Origin of the sequence: Halobacteroides halobius DSM 5150, from assembly GCF_000328625.1 — a bacterium.
Lineage (GTDB): Bacteria > Bacillota > Halanaerobiia > Halobacteroidales > Halobacteroidaceae > Halobacteroides > Halobacteroides halobius.
Genome location: NC_019978.1, coordinates 271,254 through 292,645, shown reverse-complemented (window position 1 = coordinate 292,645; position 21,392 = coordinate 271,254). Strand labels below are relative to the sequence as shown.

General features: G+C 31.6%; 15 protein-coding genes. All 15 read right to left on the bottom strand.

Going from position 1 to position 21,392, the window contains the following annotated elements; genetic code table 11:
- Positions 1–3: 3 nt before the first annotated feature.
- Positions 4–492 (bottom strand): PTS mannitol transporter subunit IIA, encoded by a 489-nt coding sequence (locus tag HALHA_RS01415; protein WP_015326016.1) that lies wholly within the window; start codon positions 490–492, stop codon positions 4–6.
- Between the two features lie 3 nt (positions 493–495).
- Positions 496–2,616: a BglG family transcription antiterminator gene (locus HALHA_RS01410; protein ID WP_015326015.1), complete on the bottom strand. Its 2,121-nt coding sequence runs from the start codon at positions 2,614–2,616 to the stop codon at positions 496–498.
- Positions 2,617–2,740: 124 nt separating this feature from the next.
- On the bottom strand, positions 2,741–4,159 hold the full coding sequence (locus HALHA_RS01405; RefSeq protein WP_015326014.1) for a PTS mannitol transporter subunit IIBC: 1,419 nt from the start codon (positions 4,157–4,159) through the stop codon (positions 2,741–2,743).
- Between the two features lie 234 nt (positions 4,160–4,393).
- Positions 4,394–4,696, bottom strand: coding sequence for a hypothetical protein (locus HALHA_RS01400; RefSeq protein ID WP_015326013.1), 303 nt, complete (start codon positions 4,694–4,696; stop codon positions 4,394–4,396).
- 63 nt (positions 4,697–4,759) lie between these two features.
- Positions 4,760–5,494 carry a diadenylate cyclase CdaA gene (gene cdaA / locus HALHA_RS01395; RefSeq protein ID WP_015326012.1) on the bottom strand — a complete coding sequence of 245 codons (735 nt, stop codon included), beginning with the start codon at positions 5,492–5,494 and terminating at the stop codon, positions 4,760–4,762.
- A gap of 26 nt (positions 5,495–5,520) precedes the next feature.
- A complete protein-coding gene (locus tag HALHA_RS01390; RefSeq protein WP_015326011.1) occupies positions 5,521–6,273 on the bottom strand; it encodes a fumarylacetoacetate hydrolase family protein in 753 nt (250 codons plus the stop codon).
- Positions 6,270–7,514, bottom strand: a complete 1,245-nt coding sequence (locus tag HALHA_RS01385; RefSeq protein ID WP_015326010.1) for a YihY/virulence factor BrkB family protein — start codon at positions 7,512–7,514, stop codon at positions 6,270–6,272. Before HALHA_RS01385 ends, HALHA_RS01390 begins: the two co-directional genes overlap by 4 nt.
- A 328-nt stretch (positions 7,515–7,842) precedes the next feature.
- Positions 7,843–8,778: an aldo/keto reductase gene (locus tag HALHA_RS01380; protein WP_015326009.1), complete on the bottom strand. Its 936-nt coding sequence runs from the start codon at positions 8,776–8,778 to the stop codon at positions 7,843–7,845.
- A gap of 21 nt (positions 8,779–8,799) precedes the next feature.
- Positions 8,800–10,125: a glycoside hydrolase family 5 protein gene (locus HALHA_RS01375; protein WP_015326008.1), complete on the bottom strand. Its 1,326-nt coding sequence runs from the start codon at positions 10,123–10,125 to the stop codon at positions 8,800–8,802.
- A gap of 13 nt (positions 10,126–10,138) precedes the next feature.
- A complete protein-coding gene (locus HALHA_RS01370; RefSeq protein ID WP_015326007.1) occupies positions 10,139–11,470 on the bottom strand; it encodes an MATE family efflux transporter in 1,332 nt (443 codons plus the stop codon).
- Positions 11,471–11,504: 34 nt separating this feature from the next.
- Positions 11,505–13,112, bottom strand: coding sequence for a methyl-accepting chemotaxis protein (locus HALHA_RS01365; RefSeq protein ID WP_015326006.1), 1,608 nt, complete (start codon positions 13,110–13,112; stop codon positions 11,505–11,507).
- A 126-nt stretch (positions 13,113–13,238) separates the two neighbouring features.
- Entirely contained in the window at positions 13,239–15,407 is a 2,169-nt protein-coding gene (locus HALHA_RS01360; protein WP_015326005.1) for a carbohydrate binding domain-containing protein, read from the bottom strand.
- 210 nt (positions 15,408–15,617) lie between these two features.
- Positions 15,618–18,713, bottom strand: a complete 3,096-nt coding sequence (locus HALHA_RS12915; RefSeq protein ID WP_015326004.1) for a glycoside hydrolase family 3 N-terminal domain-containing protein — start codon at positions 18,711–18,713, stop codon at positions 15,618–15,620.
- 144 nt (positions 18,714–18,857) lie between these two features.
- Complete coding sequence (locus tag HALHA_RS01350) at positions 18,858–20,225, bottom strand: glycoside hydrolase family 30 protein (RefSeq protein ID WP_015326003.1); 1,368 nt, start codon at positions 20,223–20,225, stop codon at positions 18,858–18,860.
- 104 nt (positions 20,226–20,329) lie between these two features.
- A complete protein-coding gene (locus HALHA_RS01345) occupies positions 20,330–21,391 on the bottom strand; it encodes a glycoside hydrolase family 16 protein (RefSeq protein WP_015326002.1) in 1,062 nt (353 codons plus the stop codon).
- Position 21,392: the final 1 nt, after the last annotated feature.

Sequence of the window (21,392 nt, the reverse complement as noted above, 5' to 3'; positions counted from 1 at the left end):
GGTTTATACCTCCTCAGCTAAAAGTTTTTCACAAATAATCTCTTTACTATCAGCTTTAATCATTTTTTTTGTTTCATCTTCGTCTTGACAGATAGTAGCTAAATTTTGGAGAATCTTTAAATGTTGATCTCCTTCTCCAGCAATACTAATTACTAAATAAGCCATATTTCCATCACCAAAATCTACCCCGTCCGGAAATTGGATTACTGAAACACCCGACTTATTTATATACTTCTTGGCATCAGCTGTACCATGAGGAATAGCTACCCCATTTCCCATATAAGTTGAGACTTTTTCCTCTCGCTCTTTCATTTCTTCTATATATTCACTTGGTACGTAGCCCCCATCAACTAATAATTGTCCTCCCATTTCAATTGCTTCAGTTTTATTTTCAGCTTCTGCTCCTAAAACAATTGTATCTTTAGTCAAAACTTTATCTAGCTTTTCCTTTTTTTCTTTCTTTTTTTCTTTAAAAAAGTTTAAAATCCCCATAAGTTATCCTCCTTTAGTAACTAATTTTTTGTAGTAATCATCCATTAATTTGCGCAAATAATTTCTAAATCCTTCTTTATTTCCTTTTCTTACAACTTGATAGAACTTTTGATTCTCTATAATTGAAGCACTAAAATCACTTATCAACTGTAATTCTTCCTCTAATAATTCTTGCGGGGCCAACAATACAACAATCCGATCCACTTCTTGTTTTTCTTTTTTTGAATCAGGAATTAAAATTGGTTTTTTTAAACTAATTAGTCCAATAAATGGTTGTCTAACTCCATCAGTTCGAGCATGTAACAAACTAAGTTTGATACTAGGAATTATAGTAGCTCCTTTTTCTTCTCTCTTTTTTAAGGCCTGATAAACAGACTCTGGATGAGAATCAGTAGGTAAAAAATCGGTACTAGCAGCCTGCTTGATAAGTTGGTCATAATTTTGCCCTTTCTCTAGTCTAATTATTTCAAAATTCTGAATTATTCCCATTATATCTTCTGAAATAGTAGCTACTGTAGCTAACTTATCTTCTAACTTATTTTCTTTATTATCTTGTTTTTTCTCTTTTACTTTTAAATTTATCTGGTTAATTTTAGTTCTTATCTTTTCAATCTCATCAGGCATTAAAATAGGACTTACTACAACTGTATCTTCTTGATGTTTTTCCAACGGAATAGTTGAAACTATAAAATCTATATCTTTAGGCAGCTGATTGTTTTTTAACTCTAAAGCTGACACTTCATCAACTACTTCTAAGTTTTTAATTGTCTTCTTTAATCTAGTAGCTAATATTTTAGAACTGCCAATTCCACTTGAACAAACAACTAAAACTCTAGCTTTACAATTAGAATCATCAGACTTTTCTACTGCTGCTGCTATATGCATAGTTAAAAAACCAATCTCTGCATCAGGTATAATTCTATTAATCATCTGTTCTAACTTAGAGGCAGCTTGCTTAGTAGCTGAAAAAATTGGTCTATATTCCAGTCTTAAATGTTTTAAAATTGGATTCCTAATCTCCATCCCCATTTTTAAGCGTGATAAAGCTGGTTCTAAATGGGTTACTAAGCCAGAGATTAAATTAAAATCATCAACAAGTTTAACATTTAATTCCTTTTCTACTTCTTGAACTAAAACTCGGGCCAACCTAATAACTTCTAGTTCTTCTGTATCTAAAGGTTCATCCATTAAATCAATATTTTTCCTTAGCTTAGCTCCTTTTAAATGCATTGTAATATATCCTTTTTCTTCAACTGGAACAGTTAAATCAAAAATATCTTCTAATTTATCAGCCAATTTTTCTGCCACTTCATACTCAGATGTTTCTTTTAAATCAGTTAACTTATCTTGGTCAATATAAATGGTCTCTTCCATTTGTAATCTTTTAATTGCTAAAGATAAATGAATTATTAATCCAATATAAGAACTATTAACAACATCAAAATCAATTTCTTCTAAACTTTCATTAACTGCTATTTCTAATTTTTCAAAATTATCTAAATTGATAAAGTTTAATATTTTATTTCTAGCATTGGAAGTTGCATCTTTTGGTTGTTCTTTCTCAGATTCATGGATTAAAGTCAGTATCTCGTCTTCTCCCATATTTTCATATAAAAAATCAAGTACTGCTCTCCTAAAAGCTGTTTCTGAACCTTCTAATTCAACCCCCACCCCTTGCTTTCTAACTAAAGAAAGCCCTCGCATTTCAAACCAATTAGATACTTTATTTAAATCATAACTAATCGTCGCTTCAGTCACTGCAAATTTATGAGCCAATGCTGTTAATTTATGAAATCTACCCCCCATTAAAAACTCCTGAATAATCTGAGTTTTTCTTTCTTTGGGAGTTAAGTTCATCCTATTAGATATTGGAGTTGATAATTTCTTTTCAAACTTAGCTATTAAAGCTTCCTCTCCATTGATAGTAATTCCTACTCCTGGTTTTGACTCTAAATTTAAATCTAACTCTTTTAAAAAAGTTTTTAATTTAGATAACTCCCGTTGAACTGTTCGTTTACTAATTTTTAGTTGTTGAGCTAACTCTTTAATAGTTATAAAGTCAGTTGATTTAATTAATTTATTAATGATTTTCTTTTGACGAGAGGATAAACTCTTTAATTTCATACTATATCTTCTCCCCTTTTTATACATAAAAATCTAATTCAAATAATTATATAATAAAAAGCTATGAGCTATGAATCTACCTACAACTTAAAAATCATAACCCATAGCTTAATATGAAAATTAATTATTTTTTCAATCTTTCAACAAGTTCATCATAAATTGGGTTATTCATAAAGTTTTCAATACCAATATACTCTTTACCTGGTAAAGTATCTTTTACTCTATCCATTAACTCATTATGAGCAATGATAATATCTGCATCTGCTGGGATTTCATTAACAGCATAATTGTCTACTTCGATATCTAACCCAGCATCTTGGACTTTATTTCTAAGTTGAGTAGCTGCCATTGCACTAGAGCCCATACCTGCATCACATGCAACAACTATTTTATTTACTTCTCCAGTCGTTTCTTTTAAATTTCCAGCAACAGATGAGTCTTTACCTTTTAAGTCTTCCATCTGTTTGGTAGCAGCACCTAAATTTCCTTCATCTGTTTCATTAGGTGATCTTTTTAAGATAATAGAACCAACACTAAAGGAAACAATCGCTGATAGAGTAATTCCAGATAAAACTGGGATAAAGTTTCCTGGAGGCGTCATAGCCAATTCAGCAAAAATACTTCCTGGAGAAGGAGTAGCAACTAATCCAGCTCCTGTAACAACAAAAGTAAATACTCCAGTCATTCCACCAGCAATCACTGCTAAAATCATACTTGGTTTCATTAGTACATAAGGAAAATAAATTTCATGAATCCCACCAAAGAAGTGAATAATTGTTGCTCCTGGTGCAGACTGTTTAGCATTACCTTTACCAGCAAACCAATAAGCTAATAATAATCCTAAACCTGGACCAGGATTAGTTTCTAATAAGAAGAAAATTGATTCTCCAGCTTCTTTTACCTGTTGTACACCCAATGGACTTAATATCCCATGGTTAATAGCATTATTTAAAAATAGAACTTTAGCTGGCTCAATAATAAGTGAAGCTAAAGGTAATAACCCCGCATCAACTATTGCTTGTACACCAGCTCTTAAAGTATTATTTAAGGCTTCAACTACTGGGCCAATACCTAAATAACCCAAGATAGCAATAAGCATTGAAATAATACCAGATGAAAAGTTATTAACTAACATTTCAAAACCAGATTTAACCTTCCCTTCTATCATCTTATCGAATTTACTAATCGTCCAACCACCAAGAGGTCCCATTATCATAGCCCCTAAAAACATTGGAACATTAGCTCCAACAATAACTCCCATTGTTGCCACAGCACCGACTACACCGCCTCGAGTACCAGCAACTTGTTTACCTCCAGTAAATCCAATTAATAGAGGTAATAAATACGTAATCATCGGCCCAACTAATGAAGCTAATTCCTTGTTAGGAACCCATCCTGTTGGAATAAATAAAGCCGTAATAAATCCCCAAGCAATGAAAGCTCCAATATTTGGCATTACCATCCCACTAAGAAATCTTCCAAACTTTTGGATACGTTGTCTTGTTGATACTTCTTCAGTAGTAGTTTGAATAGTTTGTTTCATTATTAATATTCCCCCTTTAGGATTTTTAAAAACGAGAAATATATTATATAACTTATGTTCTTATATCCGTTACTTACATCTTAATACCTAAAACCATTAAATACAATAATAGCATTTTAATATTATGTCCACATATACTACTGACATTTTTTAATATGAATAATAAATTGTTAAAGAACATAAAAAAATAGCTCCTAAGTAAAAACTTAGGAGCCATTAAAAATAGTTACTACTTCATTTAATACTAAGACATTCGCTGTTTTTATAAGTAATCTTTAACATTTTACCATCTTTGCGATCTATTAGCTCAAATTTTTCAATATCATCTATAGAATTATCTCCAGAATCTAATAGTTTAACCCAACCATCTTTAATACAATATATACCCTTCTTGGGTAAAAAACCTACAGAAAGACCATATGTTTTATCCGATGTTTTATTAACAACTTTTAATGCTGATGCTAACTGTTTATAATCTTCATGAATTTTATTTATCTCTTTAAGGTTTTTTGTTATCTGTTCATCATAACTTATCATTTTTTCACTCCCTTTTCAATTTTGATACTTTACACTATATTACTTGGCTCTTTTTCAACTTAATTATTCTTGATGCTCAAACCTCTTAAATAATTCCTCTTTAAGTGAAAATTCGTCCAAATTATATTTAAACTTTCCATGATTAGCCAAAGAAATAGTACCTGTCTCTTCTGAAACAACCAATGCTAAAGCATCACTTTCTTCACTAATACCTAAAGCAGCCCTATGTCTAGTACCTAAGCTAGAACTTAATCCTCTCTTCTCTGTTAAAGGTAATAGACAATTAGCAGCTATAATTCTATTCTTTTCTACTATTACTGCCCCATCATGTAAGGGAGTCTTAGGAGTAAAAATATTAATTAATAATTCTGCTGATAAAATAGCATCTACTTCTAATCCAGTATCAATTATTTCTTTTATCCCTGTATGACGTTTAAGTACTATTAAAGCTCCAGTTTGACTCTCACTTAATCTAATTATTGCAGCTACTATCTGGTCGATATTGGTCTCAACTTTATCATGTCTAGTTAAATAATCCCGACCTATCTTTTCTAAAGCCCTTCTCAATTCAGGTTGAAAAATAACTGGAATTGCTATTAAAACTATTGTTCTAATCTGTTCTAATAAATAATTAAAAATCTGAAATCCTAATTGCTGACTAATAAAGCTAATAAAAAATAAAAATAAAACACCCTTTAATAATTGAATTGCTCTAGTTCCTCTAATTAACATAACAAATTTATAAAAGATTAAACCAGTTACTACTAAATCAATTATAGTTAAAAAATTAAACTCCATCCCCTCACCCCTCTTTAGCTGACAAATCAACCTATTTTATTCTTTAAAGTACCAATTCCTTCAATCTTAACTTCAATTTGATCTTCTAAATCAACTGCTCCTACTCCAGGTGGCGTTCCGGTCAAAATTACATCACCTGGCTGTAAACTCATTACTTGAGAAATAAAACTAACTAGCTTAGGAATAGAGAAAATCATTTTTGCAGTATTAGAAGTTTGCTTTAGCTCTCCATTTTTAAATAGTTCGATCTTTAAACTATCTGGGGCAAGCTCTGTTTCAATTACTGGACCTAAAGGTGCAAATGTATCAAATGATTTGGCCCTAGTCCACTGTCCATCCTGTCGTTGCAAATCCCTAGCTGTAACATCATTAGCACAGGTATAGCCTAAAATATGTTCTTGAGCTTGATCTGGTGTTATATTCTTAATCTGATCTTTAATTACTACTGCTAATTCTGCCTCATAGTCAACTTGCTGGCTCATTTTAGGATACTTGATAATATCTTCTGGCCCAATTACCGTTGTAGCTGGCTTCAAGAATATAATTGGCTCTGTAGGTAACTCCATACCTAACTCCTGAGCATGATCCTTATAGTTTAGCCCCACACAAATAACCTTACTAGGAGAACATGGCGCTAATAACTCTACATCTGATAAGGTATAGTATTCATCTAAAACTTGATAATCTCCTGTAATTTTTCCTTCCACTTTCTGTATTCGTCTTTTCTTTAAAATACCATAACCAACCTTTTCTCCCTTCCGAAAACGTACTAATTTCATCTTGGCCCTCCTTTTAATAGATCCCCTACAGTTAAGTCTCTAAAATCACTTTCTAGTTGTTGGTGAATCGCATTATAAATCCCCCAAACCTCTTGATCATTAAAGATATGTTTAATATCTAAACCTTCTTTTAAAAGTGATACTTCACAAATTTGCTCTAAAGGTAATTCTGGAGTAGAACAAGCTGGTATATACTTTCCATCTCTAGTTAAGACTACTAACCCCTCTTCTTTTAGTCGTTCAAGTTCATCTTCAATTACTGCCGATGGTACATTAATCCGGTCTATTAATTCTTTAATTATAACTCCCGTTTCTCCTTCTTTAATAAAGTTTTTATGTAAAATAATCATAATTGCTAAAGGGAGAAGAATTCTAATCCCTAAGGTTATATCTTCAACATCTGTAAAATAATAAAGATTATTACGATGTTGAAAGACATAAGAGATTACTGCTCCTAATAAAGCAATCATCCAGATTAAATAAAGCCAGACTAAAAATAATGGTGCAGCAGCTAAAGAACCATAGATTTGATTATAAGTAACTACATGAGTAGTGTAGATAGTGTATAAATTTTTAGCCAAATAAAATAAAATTCCACTACTCACTCCTCCTACTATAGCTGCTAAAACTTCTACTTCAGTATTAGGAATCAAATAATAAGCAATGAAAAAAACTAAAAAATAAGCAATCATAGATAAAAACTGTAGAAAAATAGTATCACTTAGGGAAACACTAGCAAAGTAAATATTTCCTACTGCTAAAGCTAAACTTAAAGATAAAGTAACTAAAAAAGTTCCTAAAGTAATAAAGGTCCAAAAAGAAACAAAACGCTTGAATAAATCTCGATGCTTTTCAACCCCCCAAATCCTATTAAAAGTTCTTTCTACTCGGGCTAATAAAAAGATAACAACCATTCCTAATGAGATAAAACTAATAGCTCCTAATTGATTAATATCAATATTTTCTATCTGTTGTTGTAAATAATTAAGTACTGTTTGACCAGTTCCCGTTGCTAAGTGATTTAAAATCACATGCTTTAATTGATCAATTAAAATACTCATTTGACCAAAAAAATTAAATAAAGTTAATATATAAAATGAAAATATTAATAACGGAATAATTGATAATAATGTAGTATATACCAGACTCATAGCATTCACAAAGATATCTACTCTTTTAGATTTTTGATAAACTAGTTTTATAAATGTCATCCAATTACTTTCTTCTAGCTCTTTAACCATATAATCCCTCGCTTAAACATTCTTTTATATTAGTTTAAACTAACAAGAAAATGATTATCCTAAATCAAGTAAAAGCCTATCTGATTGATTATTAGTAATAATATTTGATTGGAGCTGATCTCTGGATTATAAGCAACCAAAAGCCTAAATACAACCTTGGCCCAATTTTTAAATTTAGCAATTCAGCCCCTCCTTCTTTTAATACTTATAATATAGTACGTCCCTGATCTTTTAACTATGAAAAAATAAAAAACTCTAATCCTAATTAAGGAATTAGAGCTTTGACTAATAAAGGTTCAATATTTATATCCTTTTTAAAACATAATTATCACCAAGGTAGTTCATTTCCAGCTAAATTATCTTTATAAAAACTTTCATATTCTTTTTGTAAAGATTTCAACATTTCTTTATTATTTGCATTTAAATTTTGTTCTAACTGATTTCTATTTCTAATACCAGGGATTACTGTCGAAACTTCAGGATAACTTAAAATGAATCTTAAAGCTTCATCAACCATATCTCTTTGATCAGATTTGATTTGTTTGATCTTATCTACTAATTGAGCTCGTCTTTCTATTACTTCTTGTGACCACCTTGCTCTAATTCCAGTGAAATTACTATTTTTATTATATTTCCCTGTTAACCAACCAGAGTCAAGGGGAACTTTAATAATCAAACCTACTCCAGCTTCTTTAGCTTTATCAAAAACCTTTCTTGGTTCTTGATAAAGAATATTAAACATTACCTCAATAACTTCCGCTTTTGTATTCTCTATCAAAGCCAACATTTCTTCACTGGTATCTACTGATGCTCCATAAGCCTTAATAATTCCTTCATCTTTTAACTTTTGTAATATTTCAAAATGAGGTGTAGAACCAGTTAAAAATTCAAAAGGTGGATTATGTAATAAGACACTATCTAAATAGTCTGTTTGTAGAGAGTTCAAGCTATTTTCCACTGATTCGCGAATTAAATTAAAGTCATAGTCCACTGTTCCATCAGAAAAATGGCCAAATTTAGTACTAATGACTACCTCTTCTCGTCTATCATTAAGAGCTTTACCTAATATTTTTTCACTATTACCCCTCGCGTAATTAGGAGCAGTATCAAAGAAATTACAGCCTAATTCAAGTGCCTGATGGACTAATTTAATTGCCTCCTTTTGACTAGCACCTTTCCAAGCTGTTGTATTACCTAACTGCCAACTTCCAAAACCAATCTCTGAAACTTCTAATCCTGTATTACCAAGTTTTCTCTTATCCATTATAACTCCTCCTTTTATAGACTACCTTACAGTATAATCCTTAACTAAAGTTGCTATTTCTTCATAATAGCTACAATTACTCCATAAAAAAGATTCTGTATAACATTTCATCTCCTCCCAATCAATATTATTTAATAAATTCTTCAACTTCTGTTCTATATAAATTTCTTGTAGCATAGCTCGTAATCTAAAGTCTAATTTGAATCTCATCTTTTCAGACAATGGTTCAACATATCCTTTTTCTTCTAAAAAATCAAATACATCCTTTGACTGCTTTTTTTCATCCCATAAATCCCAGCTACTGCTATCAACTAATTTCATCCAAGGTGTATCATTTTGAGGATAAACTAAGCCCATAGCTTGAGCATCCTTATAAGACCATAGAGTCCAAGCAACATTCTTATTTTCTAATATATCTAAAGTTGTTTTTACTAAATCCTTGCTATATTCGATTCCATAATTTCCAAAGATAGCACCTGTCTCACCACACCATAATGGCCTCTGAAATCTCTCCTTTAAATTTCCTATTAAACTTTCAAGGTCCTCTTTTATTTCTTTTTTATTTACAGAAGCAGGATAATCTTTAGTTAAAGAATAATGAGGATAAAAATGAAAAGAATAAGCAATCTGTTCATCTTGTGGCAATTTAAACTTACTAAAATCTTGAGCCCAACTATCTCCTTCTAAAAATAAGATATGATTACTATCTACTTCTCTAATTGCACTAATAACCTGGTCAAAAAAATTATTGAATATATCCGCATCAGATACAAATACAGGTTCATTAAGCAAATCATATCCAGCAATATTGGTGTTATCATTATAGTATTCAGCTATATATCTCCATAGATTTATTACCCTTTTTCGTAAAGAATTATCCTTCCAAAAATATGAGACCCCTAAATTATTGTCAGCGTGAAAATCAGGATTTTGTCCACCAGGTACTGCATGCAAGTCTAAAATTGCATAAATATCATATTTCTCGCAAAGTTTTAATACCCTATCTAAGTGTTCAAATCCCTCTCGTTTATACTCACCAGGCTGCTGATCATCTTCAAAATGTCGATAGCTAAAAGACAATCTAACCACATTAATCCCCAGTTCCTTTAAAAAAATAAAATCATCCTCTGTAATAAAGTTAGCTAAATAATTATCAAAAAACTTTTCTGCTTTCTCCTTACCATATACCTCAGAAAAAATTCTTCTTTTTTGCTGATCATTACCAGGTAAACCTGTCATAAAATGTTCCATATTCAACCAAGTTCCTAATCCAAAACCTCTTAATCTTATCTTCTCGCCTTGACGAACTAAATTTTCTCCTTTTACTTGAATGAATGAATCATTCATTATATCTCCCCTTTTATCCAACTAATGCTTTTTGAACCCATTTCTTACTTCGCCATCTAAGTAACATACATATGCCTCTAATCCATTCATCTAATAATAACCCTATCCAAATACCAGGTAGACCATATCCCAATACTACCCCAAAGAAATAACCTCCTAAAACGCCAAAGCCCCACATAGAGATTATCGCCATAACCACAGGGAAGATAACATCACCAGCGCCTCTTAAGCCATTAATCATCACTAAATTAAAATTTCTGCCAGGTTCTAAAAAAGCATCTACTGTTAAAGTAGCTGCTCCTATCATTATAATTTCTTGGTTGGTAGTATAAATCCCCATGAATTCCTTTCCAAAAAAGAATAAAATCACTCCACCTAAAACTGAAAAAATCATAGCAACTTTAAAGTTCTTAATTCCACTCGCATAGGCTTCTTCTATCTCATTAGCTCCAACTAACTGTCCTATCATAATCTGATTTGCTTGACCTACTGCCAATGAAAATAACATTGCAAATCTAATTATTGTTCCCACATAAGTTCTAGTTATATAAGCATTTTGACCAAGATTAACTAATATAATACTCATTACTACCGTCTGAGATAAACTATAAGACATATTCTCCATAGCTGCTGGAAAGCCTATCTTAACCAATTTCTTAAATACAATTAAGGGTTTTTCTGTCAAATGTGAAAACATTGTTATAGGCAATAATTTTTTTAATAAAAACACAAAAGCAACTATTGTAGCACATATCCTACTAAAGGTCGTTGCTATTGCTACCCCTTTGACTCCTAAAACAGGGACACCAAATAACCCAAAAATAAATATTGCATCACCAAATATATTTAAAATATTCATTGCTGCAGTTATCAACATACTTTCTTTTGTATAACCATGACTTCTAATAATAGCTGTTAGAGTATTTAGGATTGCTTGAAAGAATAATGCTCCCCCTACAATCGTAATATAATCAATAGCATAGTTCATCAAACCTGAACTAACTCCAATTTTAATTAATATTTCATCTCCTAAAAAAATCATAACTATACTAACTATTATTCCTATTATTAGATTTATAACAAGTGAAATGGAACTGACCTTTTCTACTTCGTTCTGCCTTTTTGCCCCTACATTCTGTGCTACTAATACTGCTGTTCCTGCAGATATTATTATGAATATTATATTTAAGTTAGCAATTATCTGATTTGATGCTCCTACTGCACCCGCAGCTTTATCATCAAATTGACTCAACATAAAAATATCTGCTACTCCAAGTAACATAAATAATAAAATTTCAATAAAAATTGGTCCTGCAAGTTGATATAAATTCTTCTTTTCTTCCATTTTACCCCTCTATTTCAATCGAATATTTAATAATTTACTTTAATCTTTTATTAGCATCCACTATATCACTAATTAATTCTAACTGTTCCTTAGAGACATTAACTTGTTCTTTGATCTTGAAATATAAATCATTATTACCATTAATTACTTCTTCCATAAATTGAGCAATTTCAGTAGATGAATTAGAAGCTTCACTAGTTTGAGCAGAAACTTCTTCACTAGAAGCAGAAATTTGTTCTGTTAATTCTTTTACTTGTTGACTAGAATCAGCCTGTTCTTCTGCAACCTGAATTACGTTATCCATCTTTTCAGTAACTGTATTTGATAATTTTTGAAGTTCTTTAAAGGAACCTATAACACTATTTTCTTTCTTACTCATCATTTTTTCTATTACCTCATTAGTTACTCCCTCTATTTCTTCAATAAAACTCTTAACTTCTTCGGTAGCTTCTTTACTTTCATCTGCTAATTCTTTTATTTCATCTGCTACTACTGCAAAACCTTCACCTGCTTTTCCAGCCCTAGCACTTTCTATTGAAGCATTTAAAGCTAAAAGATTAGTCTGTTCCGTTATTTTTATAATTTTATCTGAAATCTGATCAATCTTACTCAAGCTATCCTGTAAGTCATTTATCTTTTTAACTGTTTCTTGAACGATTCCATTCGTAGAGCTAATTCTTTGATTAGTAGTTTGCATTGTTTGATAAGTATCTTCTCCTACTTCAGCAATATCGTCTGCTTGCGAGGATAGATTTTCAATTGAACTAGATATATCTTGAATTGCAGTTGCAACCTCACTAATTGCTCCAGAGACCTCATTATTACCTTCTATTAGACTTTTAATCTTTCTAGAAGCATTGGTTATTTTATTTTCTACATCATCAGCAATTACTTTCATTTCTTCGGCTGAATCACTAACCAATTTTGCTTTATCAACAGCTTGATTAGTTTTATCTTTAATCCCTGTAGTTAAGTTATTAATTTGACGGTTGATAAATATTCCTAAACCAAAACTCATTAACATACCAACTATAGTTATTACTATTATCCTATTTCTATTTTTTTGTGATTGCTTAACAATTTTATTAATTGTTCTATCCAGTTGACCTTGAGTATAATCTTGTAATATCTTGTTTGCTTCAGTAACTGGAATATCTAAATTACTTATATCTTTTATAATTATATTGCGCATCATACTATCATTAGTTTTTTGTAAATCAGCATTTAATTTCTTAAATTTTTGATTAGAGCTTTCTAAGATATTTAATACTTGCAAAGTGTCTTCATTTTGGATATATTTTTTAAGTTTATCAATACTTTTATCTATACTATTAAAATATTCCTCATTGCTAATTTCTGCATTCCCTATAACAAAGTTTCCAGCTTCTTTCCCATAAACTATTTTAATTTTTTTAGATAATTTTCGGTATATTTGATCAGATACTTTTACAGAAGGAATTACTTTCTTATTTAAATAATCTACTTTTTGCTTCATTTGTCGATTATTATATAAAACAAAACTACCAATTAATAATATAAGAATTAATAATGAAGCTAGTCCTATTTGAAATTGCCTATTTACAGTTATTTTTGTAAAGCTCATTGCACCAAACCTTCTTTTTAGCTTCTTTATTAACTGCATATTTCCCCCTCCTTATCTTTTAAAATCCAGCTTTAATTAAATTAATGAAGTCATACTTATATATTATAGAATTTTTAATGGGAGAGAAGATTATCTTCTCTCCCATACAAATGTTCTCTAAAATAACTATTCTGCAATTTTTTCAATACTTACATTATCAAAATAAACAGTAGTAATCTTACTTTTACTACTAATAGCACCTAACTCAAAAGATAAATTAGCAATCTCATAAGCATCTGCTGGTATTTTAACTTCAAAGCTATAAGTTTTCATTGTAGAAGTAAGATTTTTAACTTCTTTTCCATAAACTGTATAGTTAGTAGGATGTAATACTTTAACATTCATATCTCTACTATTTTTTGCTCGAGCATCAAAAGTTATTTTATAAGTAACACCTGGTTTCAATTTTAACCATTGATTAAATTGTACATTCCAACTTTTACTACCAATGTCCTTTACATCTATAGCAAATTCTCCATTTTCTACAGCCAAAGAACCAACTTTACCACCCTGACCAGCCCAAACATACCAATTATCACGATGATCTTCTGTATCATTAGCTATCTCACTATCAAAAGTACCATTAACAACTTTCTCACTAGTTATACCACTACTTGCCTCTTCTTTCTTAGCTTGAGCCCATTCCTTTTCATATTCAGAATCCCATTTCTCTTCTCCTGTTATTGTATCAGAGTTTTTATCTTCATAAACTCTCATATAATCAATTTCCATAGTTTGTGGAAATTTTGTAGTCTCATCTGGATTACCTGGCCAGTGACCTCCTACAGCTATATTTAAGATGAAGAAGTAAGGGTGATCATAAACCCATTCTCTATCTCCAACTTCATCTTTACTTACTACATGATATAATGTATCATCAACGTAAAACTCTAATTCATCTTTATCCCATTCAATAGCAAATGTATGGAATTCTTCTGAAAATTTCTTTCCCTCAGGTAATTTATAGCCTGAACCAATTCCTGCTCCACCACTTACTGGACCGTGAACTGTTCCGTGAACAGTACTAGGCTTATGACCAAGATACTCCATAATATCAATTTCTCCACATTTAGGCCAACCTACTGAATCAATATCTTCTCCTAATGCCCAAATAGCAGGCCAAATCCCTTGTCCTTCTGGCAGTTTAGCTCTAAATTCAATCTTACCATAAGCCTGATTAAATTTATCATTAGTAACCATTCTAGTAGATGTATAATCATAACTACCATAAGAATCTGATCTTTTCTCTTCTTTGGCTGTAATTACTAACTTTCCATCTTCAATCTTAGCATTATCTCCATCAGTATAATACTGTAATTCTCCATTTCCCCAACCTGGGATACCTTGCTTATGTCCGTTTCCTACTTCAAAACTCCAATTATCCTTATTTATCTTATCTCCATTAAACTCATCACTCCAAACTAACTCCCAATCTTCTACTTTATTCTCATCTACTTCAGTTTTAGTTCCTTCTTTAGCCATTTTTCTTTCTCCAACCTTGACTATTCTAATATTATCCAACCAATACATACCTGAATTTAAAAACCATAACTCAAATCGAGCCTTCTCATCTGTTTCTTGAGCCATAGTAAAATTAAATTCATATGATTTCCAGTTTCCTGTTAATTTTTTAGCTGATTCTATATATCCTGTCCAACCTCTATTTCCATTTGCTCCTATTTTTAGATGAATTTTCTTGCCTGGTGATGACTTAGCATCAAATGTAACCTTATACTTGGCCCCTCTTTCTATCTTGACCGGAGCTTGAATTAATTGTACTGAATAAGGATTTTGTCCAGCATTAGTAACCATCACTTGTGCTAATCCATCTTTAATACTAACTGTTGCTTTTCCTCCACTATTTAAATGATAAATCCAACTATCTTCTGTATCCACCTTACCTTTTGCATTTGGTTCATTAGTTGATAATTTCTTATTAAAGTTACCATTGCCAAGTAAGTTACCCTTACCTGCTAATCTAACATCTAGTTTACTATTACTACTTAAATAAACATCATATGATTTAGTACCATATTGATCATTACTTACTTTAACCTTATAAACTCCATTATTAAGCTTAAATTTAGCTGTCTTCTTTTTTTGACTTACTACCTTTTTTCCATTTTGTAAAATCGTAATTTGAGCTGTTTTTACTGCACTTTCGTCATCTAATACATTAACAATTAGCTGTGAAGTTCCTGCTGGAACTCCTCCTTGTTTACATCCTACAACTGATAGTAAGATTAATGACACTAACATTACCATAGCTAAAACTTGTCTTGTCTTTAAACTCATTATTATTCCTCCTTTTAATTTTTACTTTAACAAAATATATCTTTAACACATTAAAAAATCTAATATGTTAATTATCTTTTAAATATTACGAATTTTAAAAAGATAGAATACTATACAAGGGAGGTTATCCCTTGTATAGTATTAAACTTATAACTTTACAAATCTATATATAAAATCTAAGGGGATAACTAAAAAACATCACAACTTAAATTAATTTTCTAAATTCATTTTTAATCCATATCCATAATTAAATAATGGATTGTAATTTTTATCTCCTACATTTAGCGGCAGTTGTTCTACACTACGCGGCCAAGAGACTGGTAACTTACCAGTGAAGTTATAATCGCCAAATATAACATCTGCTACTCCACCGCCTGCTGTACCTGGCAACCAAGCAGCAACAAAAACATCCCAATTCTCAATTCTTGGGCTAACAATCATCGGACGCCCAGAAACTAAAATTACTACCATAGGTTTCCCTGATTCTTCTATTCTTTGTAATTCTCTCTTATCTGAGACTGATAATTCTAAATCAGCATCATCACCTTTACCTTCTGCATAAGCCTTCTCTCCTACTACAGCTATAGCTACATCAGCTTGATTTAAGTCATTAACTATTTGACCTTTTTGGCCCTGTAACAGATTAGCAATTCCCTCTTTGATAGTAGTTCCTGTAGTAGCTTGGTTACCACTAAACCCCTGCCATTTAATTGTCCAACCACCGCATTGATGGCCTAAATTATCGGCATTAGAACCTGTAATATAAAATTTATTATCTTTAGATAAAGGTAATATTTGATTTTGATTTTTCAATAAGACTAGTGATTTTCTGACTGCTTCTCTAGCTACAGCTCTGTGTTCTTGGCTACCAATTGTATCTATTGAATCATTATCTGTTAATGCTTTTTTAAACAATCCAGCCTTGAATTTAATCTTTAAAATTCTTTTGACAGCATCATTAATTCTACTCTCTTTTACATCACCATTTTTAACTGCTGTCTTTAAATCTATCATGAACTTATGCCAATCACTAGGCTCCATAAACATATCAATCCCAGCATTAACTGACTTAACAACTTTAGCATAATGAGTTGGGGCATCTATTTCATGAATTGCTGCCCAATCTGAGATGACAAAACCATCAAACCCAAGTCCTCCCTCTTTTTGTGGAGCTTTTAAATAGTTTTGAATTAATTCCTGGTGAGCATGCATTTTAGTACCTTGATAACTATTATAAGAAATCATAATTGTTCCTACATTCTCATCAATTGCTTCCAGATAACCTTGCCCATGCAATTTTTTAAGTTTATTTAAATCAATGTTAACATTACCGCGATCGATTTGATAACCTGCATCTCCTGTTTCCCATTTAGTAGCACCATCTCCAATAAAGTGCTTAGCTGTAGCAACTACATGTCCTCTCTCTTTGCTAAGTATATCTTTTGTACCCTGCAGTCCTTTGACATAAGGTCCTGCTAATAACTTCTGTAGTTCGGCTGTTTCGCCAAAACTTTCATAACTTCTACCCCAGCGCTCATCTCTAACTACTGAAACAGCTGGAGCAAAATCCCAATCCATTCCTGTTGCAGCAGTCTCTTGAGCACTAATACGAGCAATTTTCTCTATCCACTTTTGCGCTTGTTTGGATTTATTTACTTCCATTAATCCTTTCCCCATCGCACCTAATCCTATATTATGAGGAAAAATAGTAGCTCCTTTTAAATTATTGTGGCCATGTACCGCATCTACTCCATAAATCAATGGTAACTCTAATCTACCACTAAGAGCTTCTTCCTGAAAGTTATTATACATATCAATCCAATCTTGTGGAGTATTATTACCAGGAGTTGAACCTCCACCACTTAAAATTGAACCCAAGTGGTACTTTCTAACCTGTTTGGGACTAACATGTCTTCTCTCACCTTGAGTCATTTGACCTATCTTTTCATCAAGAGTCATTAAACTAATAATTCTACTTACTCGCTTATCAATAGTTAGACTAGAATCAGTATAAAAACCTAAATCAGGAGTAATTCTTACATTATCAAGATAAACAGTTGTAGCTGCACTTCCATCAGTGATTTGTCCTAATTCAAAAGTCAGTTTAGCATCATCATAACTTTCTTCCTTCATTGTAAATCTAAATTTATAATTCTTCATCTCTGTGGTTAAATCAAAAGTCTTAACTTCGCCAATATAATCTATATACCATGGAGCTTGGTTAAGAGGCTTTCCAATAGCTACATTCATCTTTCTAGCCTTGTTAGCTCTAGCAGTAAAACTAACTGTATAAGTTACATCTTTAACCATTTTTATCCCTTTTTGATTAACTTGAGGAGTATAAGAATTATCACCAATTGACTCTATCTTAGCTTTAAGCTTACCAGCTTGATTGGTAAGTTCAATATTCCCATCACTTCCCCAACCTACAGTTTTATTAGCAAAGCTTCCATTAGTAATAATTTCTCCACTTTCTATCTTAACTTCATCCTTTTGTTCTGTTGCTGTTCCCGATTTTATTTTAATTAATTTAATATTATCTATAGTATAATCTGTTTGATTTAGAAACCACAGTTCAAATCGAGCCTGTTGGTCTGTTTCTTCTTCCATTACAAATTTGAATTGATAAGTTTGCGGAGTAGTGGTTAGATTGACATCTCGTTCTTCATATCCTACCCAACCTCTATTTCCATTAGCTCCTAGTTTAAGATGTAATTTTGCTTTTTGATCTGCGTGAGCCTCAAAACTAATCTTATAGTAAGCAGATTTTTCTAAAGTAATTGGCCCTTGTAATAATTGAACCGACCATGGATTATTTCCGGGATTATTGACCTTAACTTTAGCTTCTCCACCTTCAATTGTTACTGAACCTTGCCCATTACTATTTTGATGATAAACCCAACTGTCTCCACTATCTAATTCGCCATTTGCTTTTGGATTCGCATTGGAAATGGGAGTAGTAAAGTCCCCATTGCCAACTAGATTAGCAACCTTAATCAATTTAACAGTTAGGTTACTATCTTCTTCTAACGGAAGATTAACTGTTTTAGCTAAGTAACCTTCTTTATCTACTTCTAACTTATAATTCTTATTTTTTAGTAATTCAAATTTAACTTCTGACCCCTGTTTACTAGCTACTTTCTCTCCAGCATGTAAAACTTTAATATTAGCTGCTACTTGTTGATTATTTGTATCTCTAACTTTAATTGCTAAATTAGTTATTTGGCTCTGATCTACAGGCGCTTTACATCCTCCTAACACTAAGACACTAAGTAATAAAAAGCTTATAATCCATAATTTTTTCACTATATTCCTCCTATTTCAATTGGAGGTTCTTATCTAGGTGGCCCTAGTAATTATTAAACTTGTATCCTCTAAATTTTTAATAACTCTAAAACTTGATTGATAGCAAATGTAATTGAGAATTGAAAATTGATAATGGATAATTACTTAATAAATTAATGTCTGAATTGAATGAGCTGGACTGACTACTCTAGTAGCTTGCCCATCATTATTTTTTAGATTGAATGAAATTTCTTCATCACTTTCATTCATCACTATAACTGCAATTTTTCCATCAGGATTTTTAGCTGCTGTAACCCTTAACTGATTAGTGTCTGAATTACAAGCAATTCGTTTAGCTCCAGGACGAATATACTTACTGAAATGTCCTAAATAATAATAAGGACTTTCATAAATAATTTCATTATTTTCAGTATCAACTATAATTGGAGCATCACAATAATTTTCTACATGGTTTGGCCCGCCTTCTTCATTTAAAACCATATTCCAATCAACCCAACCTGTTGTATAATGATTTAAGTTAGAAATAATATGTCGACCATACTTTTCCCCCGTCCACCACTCGCCAAAGAAGTTATCTTCATCATAGAGTGGATTGCAACCTTCCGTAAAGACTAATTCTTTATCATAAGTTTGATAAGTATAACTTAATACTTTATCATCTTCAATAGATTTACTATCACTACTACCATACCAGTGAAAGCCTACACCCCACACCCACTGAGCAGCTTCTTCATCAGATAAAATAGTATCTACACGAGATTTCATAATATCTTTATTATGATCCCAGACCATGATTTTGATATCTTCAAGTCCGGCTTCTTTTAACGTTGGCCCTAGTACTTTAACAAAGTCTCGTTCTTCTTCATCTTGGTAAATACAATTATCCCAAGGAGTTTCAGCCATTGGCTCATTTTGAATTGTTACTCCCCACATATCTATGCCTTCTTCTCGATATTCTTTAATATATTTAGCAAAATAGTTGGCCCAAGTCTGCCAATATTCCTCTTTTAAACTTCCACCTTGATTCATTCTTTCATTAGTCTTCATCCAAGCTGGAGGACTCCAAGGTGATGCAAATAATTTAAATTCCGCTTCCTCTACATTTAAAGCATCATTAATAAAAGGAATTAAATATTCTTTATCTCGAGAGATATCAAAATCTTCTAATTCTGTATCCCCTTCAGTTTCAGTATAAGCATAATTTCCTAATGAAAAATCACAACTATTAATATGAGTCCGACATAAAGTATAGCCAATTCCTTTTTCAGGATGGAAATAAGCTTCAATTACTTCTTGTCTCTTTTCTTCTGGTATCTGGGATAAGGTATAACCTCCTGCTTCAGTAAAAGCACCACCAAAACCAGTAATCTCTTGATATTCTTCTTCTTGATTAATTTCAAGTGTTGGTAAATTATTATTATATTCTGTTGTAAATTGTAAATCTTCTTTTTCTGATAATCTATCTTCTGTATCTTTAGCAGTTTGAATTATTTTAATGTCCTTTTTTGTCATTTTAATCCTCCTTTTTTATATGGTTAACAGTTTACAGTGGATAATTTAAGGTTTTGATTCTGTTCTTGAATTTTAACTGTCAACCGTCAACTGTCTACTGTAAACTATTTATACACTCTAACCCAATCAATATACATCTTTTGAGGAAAAATTGTTGTAGCATCAGGATAACCTGGCCAATTTCCACCAACAGCTACATTTAATAGAATATAAAATGGTGCTTCAAATTCATCAAACATTGGATCTGTCATATCTTGTCTATGATATTCTACACCATCTAATCTCCAGATGATTGCATCAGCATTCCACTCTATTTCATAGACATGGTAATCCGCAGATAGATATTCTGATATAGTCTTACTTCCTCCAATATATTCATAAGCATTTGCTTCATTGGCAAAATGAACTGTTCCATGAACTGTCTTTTCTTTAGTATTACTACCGCCGATTTTCTCCATAATATCTATTTCACCACAGTACGGCCATGACGTATCACCACCGGTTTCATCAATATTTGTACCAAGCATCCAAAATGCTGGCCAAATCCCTTGGCCCTCTGGTACTTTAATTCTGGCTGCTATTTTTCCATATTGATATTCTACCTTTTCATTAGTTATCATTCTGGCTGAGGTGAAATTACCCATTTCAAGTCCTTGATCATTATATTTTGCTTCAATTACCATTGCCCCATTATTACCATCTGTATCCATTTGGATATAAGAGTTTTCAGAGCTATCAGTATAGGCCTGCCATTCATTATTAAATGTCCCTGCTGGAAGTACTTGACGAGTCCAGTTAGATGAATCTAATGTCAGTGAGTCAAATTCATCTGCCCAAGCAAGACTCCATTCCTTACCAGGATTTAAACTTATTGTTTCATTATCATCATTAATTAAAATTTCTTTAGTTTTAGTGGGGTAACCATCAGTTATTATTTCTATAGTATAGCTTCCATTACTTAAGTTAAATTGAATTGGATTTCCTTTTTGACTAGCGATTTCTTCTTGATCATCATAGACTTTGATTGTTGGTGTTGATGTTGCTTGTTCAACATTTACAGTCAAAGTATACTTTTCAATACTGCCTTCATTAACACAGGCAGTCAGAATCATAATTATTAAAAACAAAAGTAATCCAAAAAAGAGTTTCCATTTTGTTGTAAACATT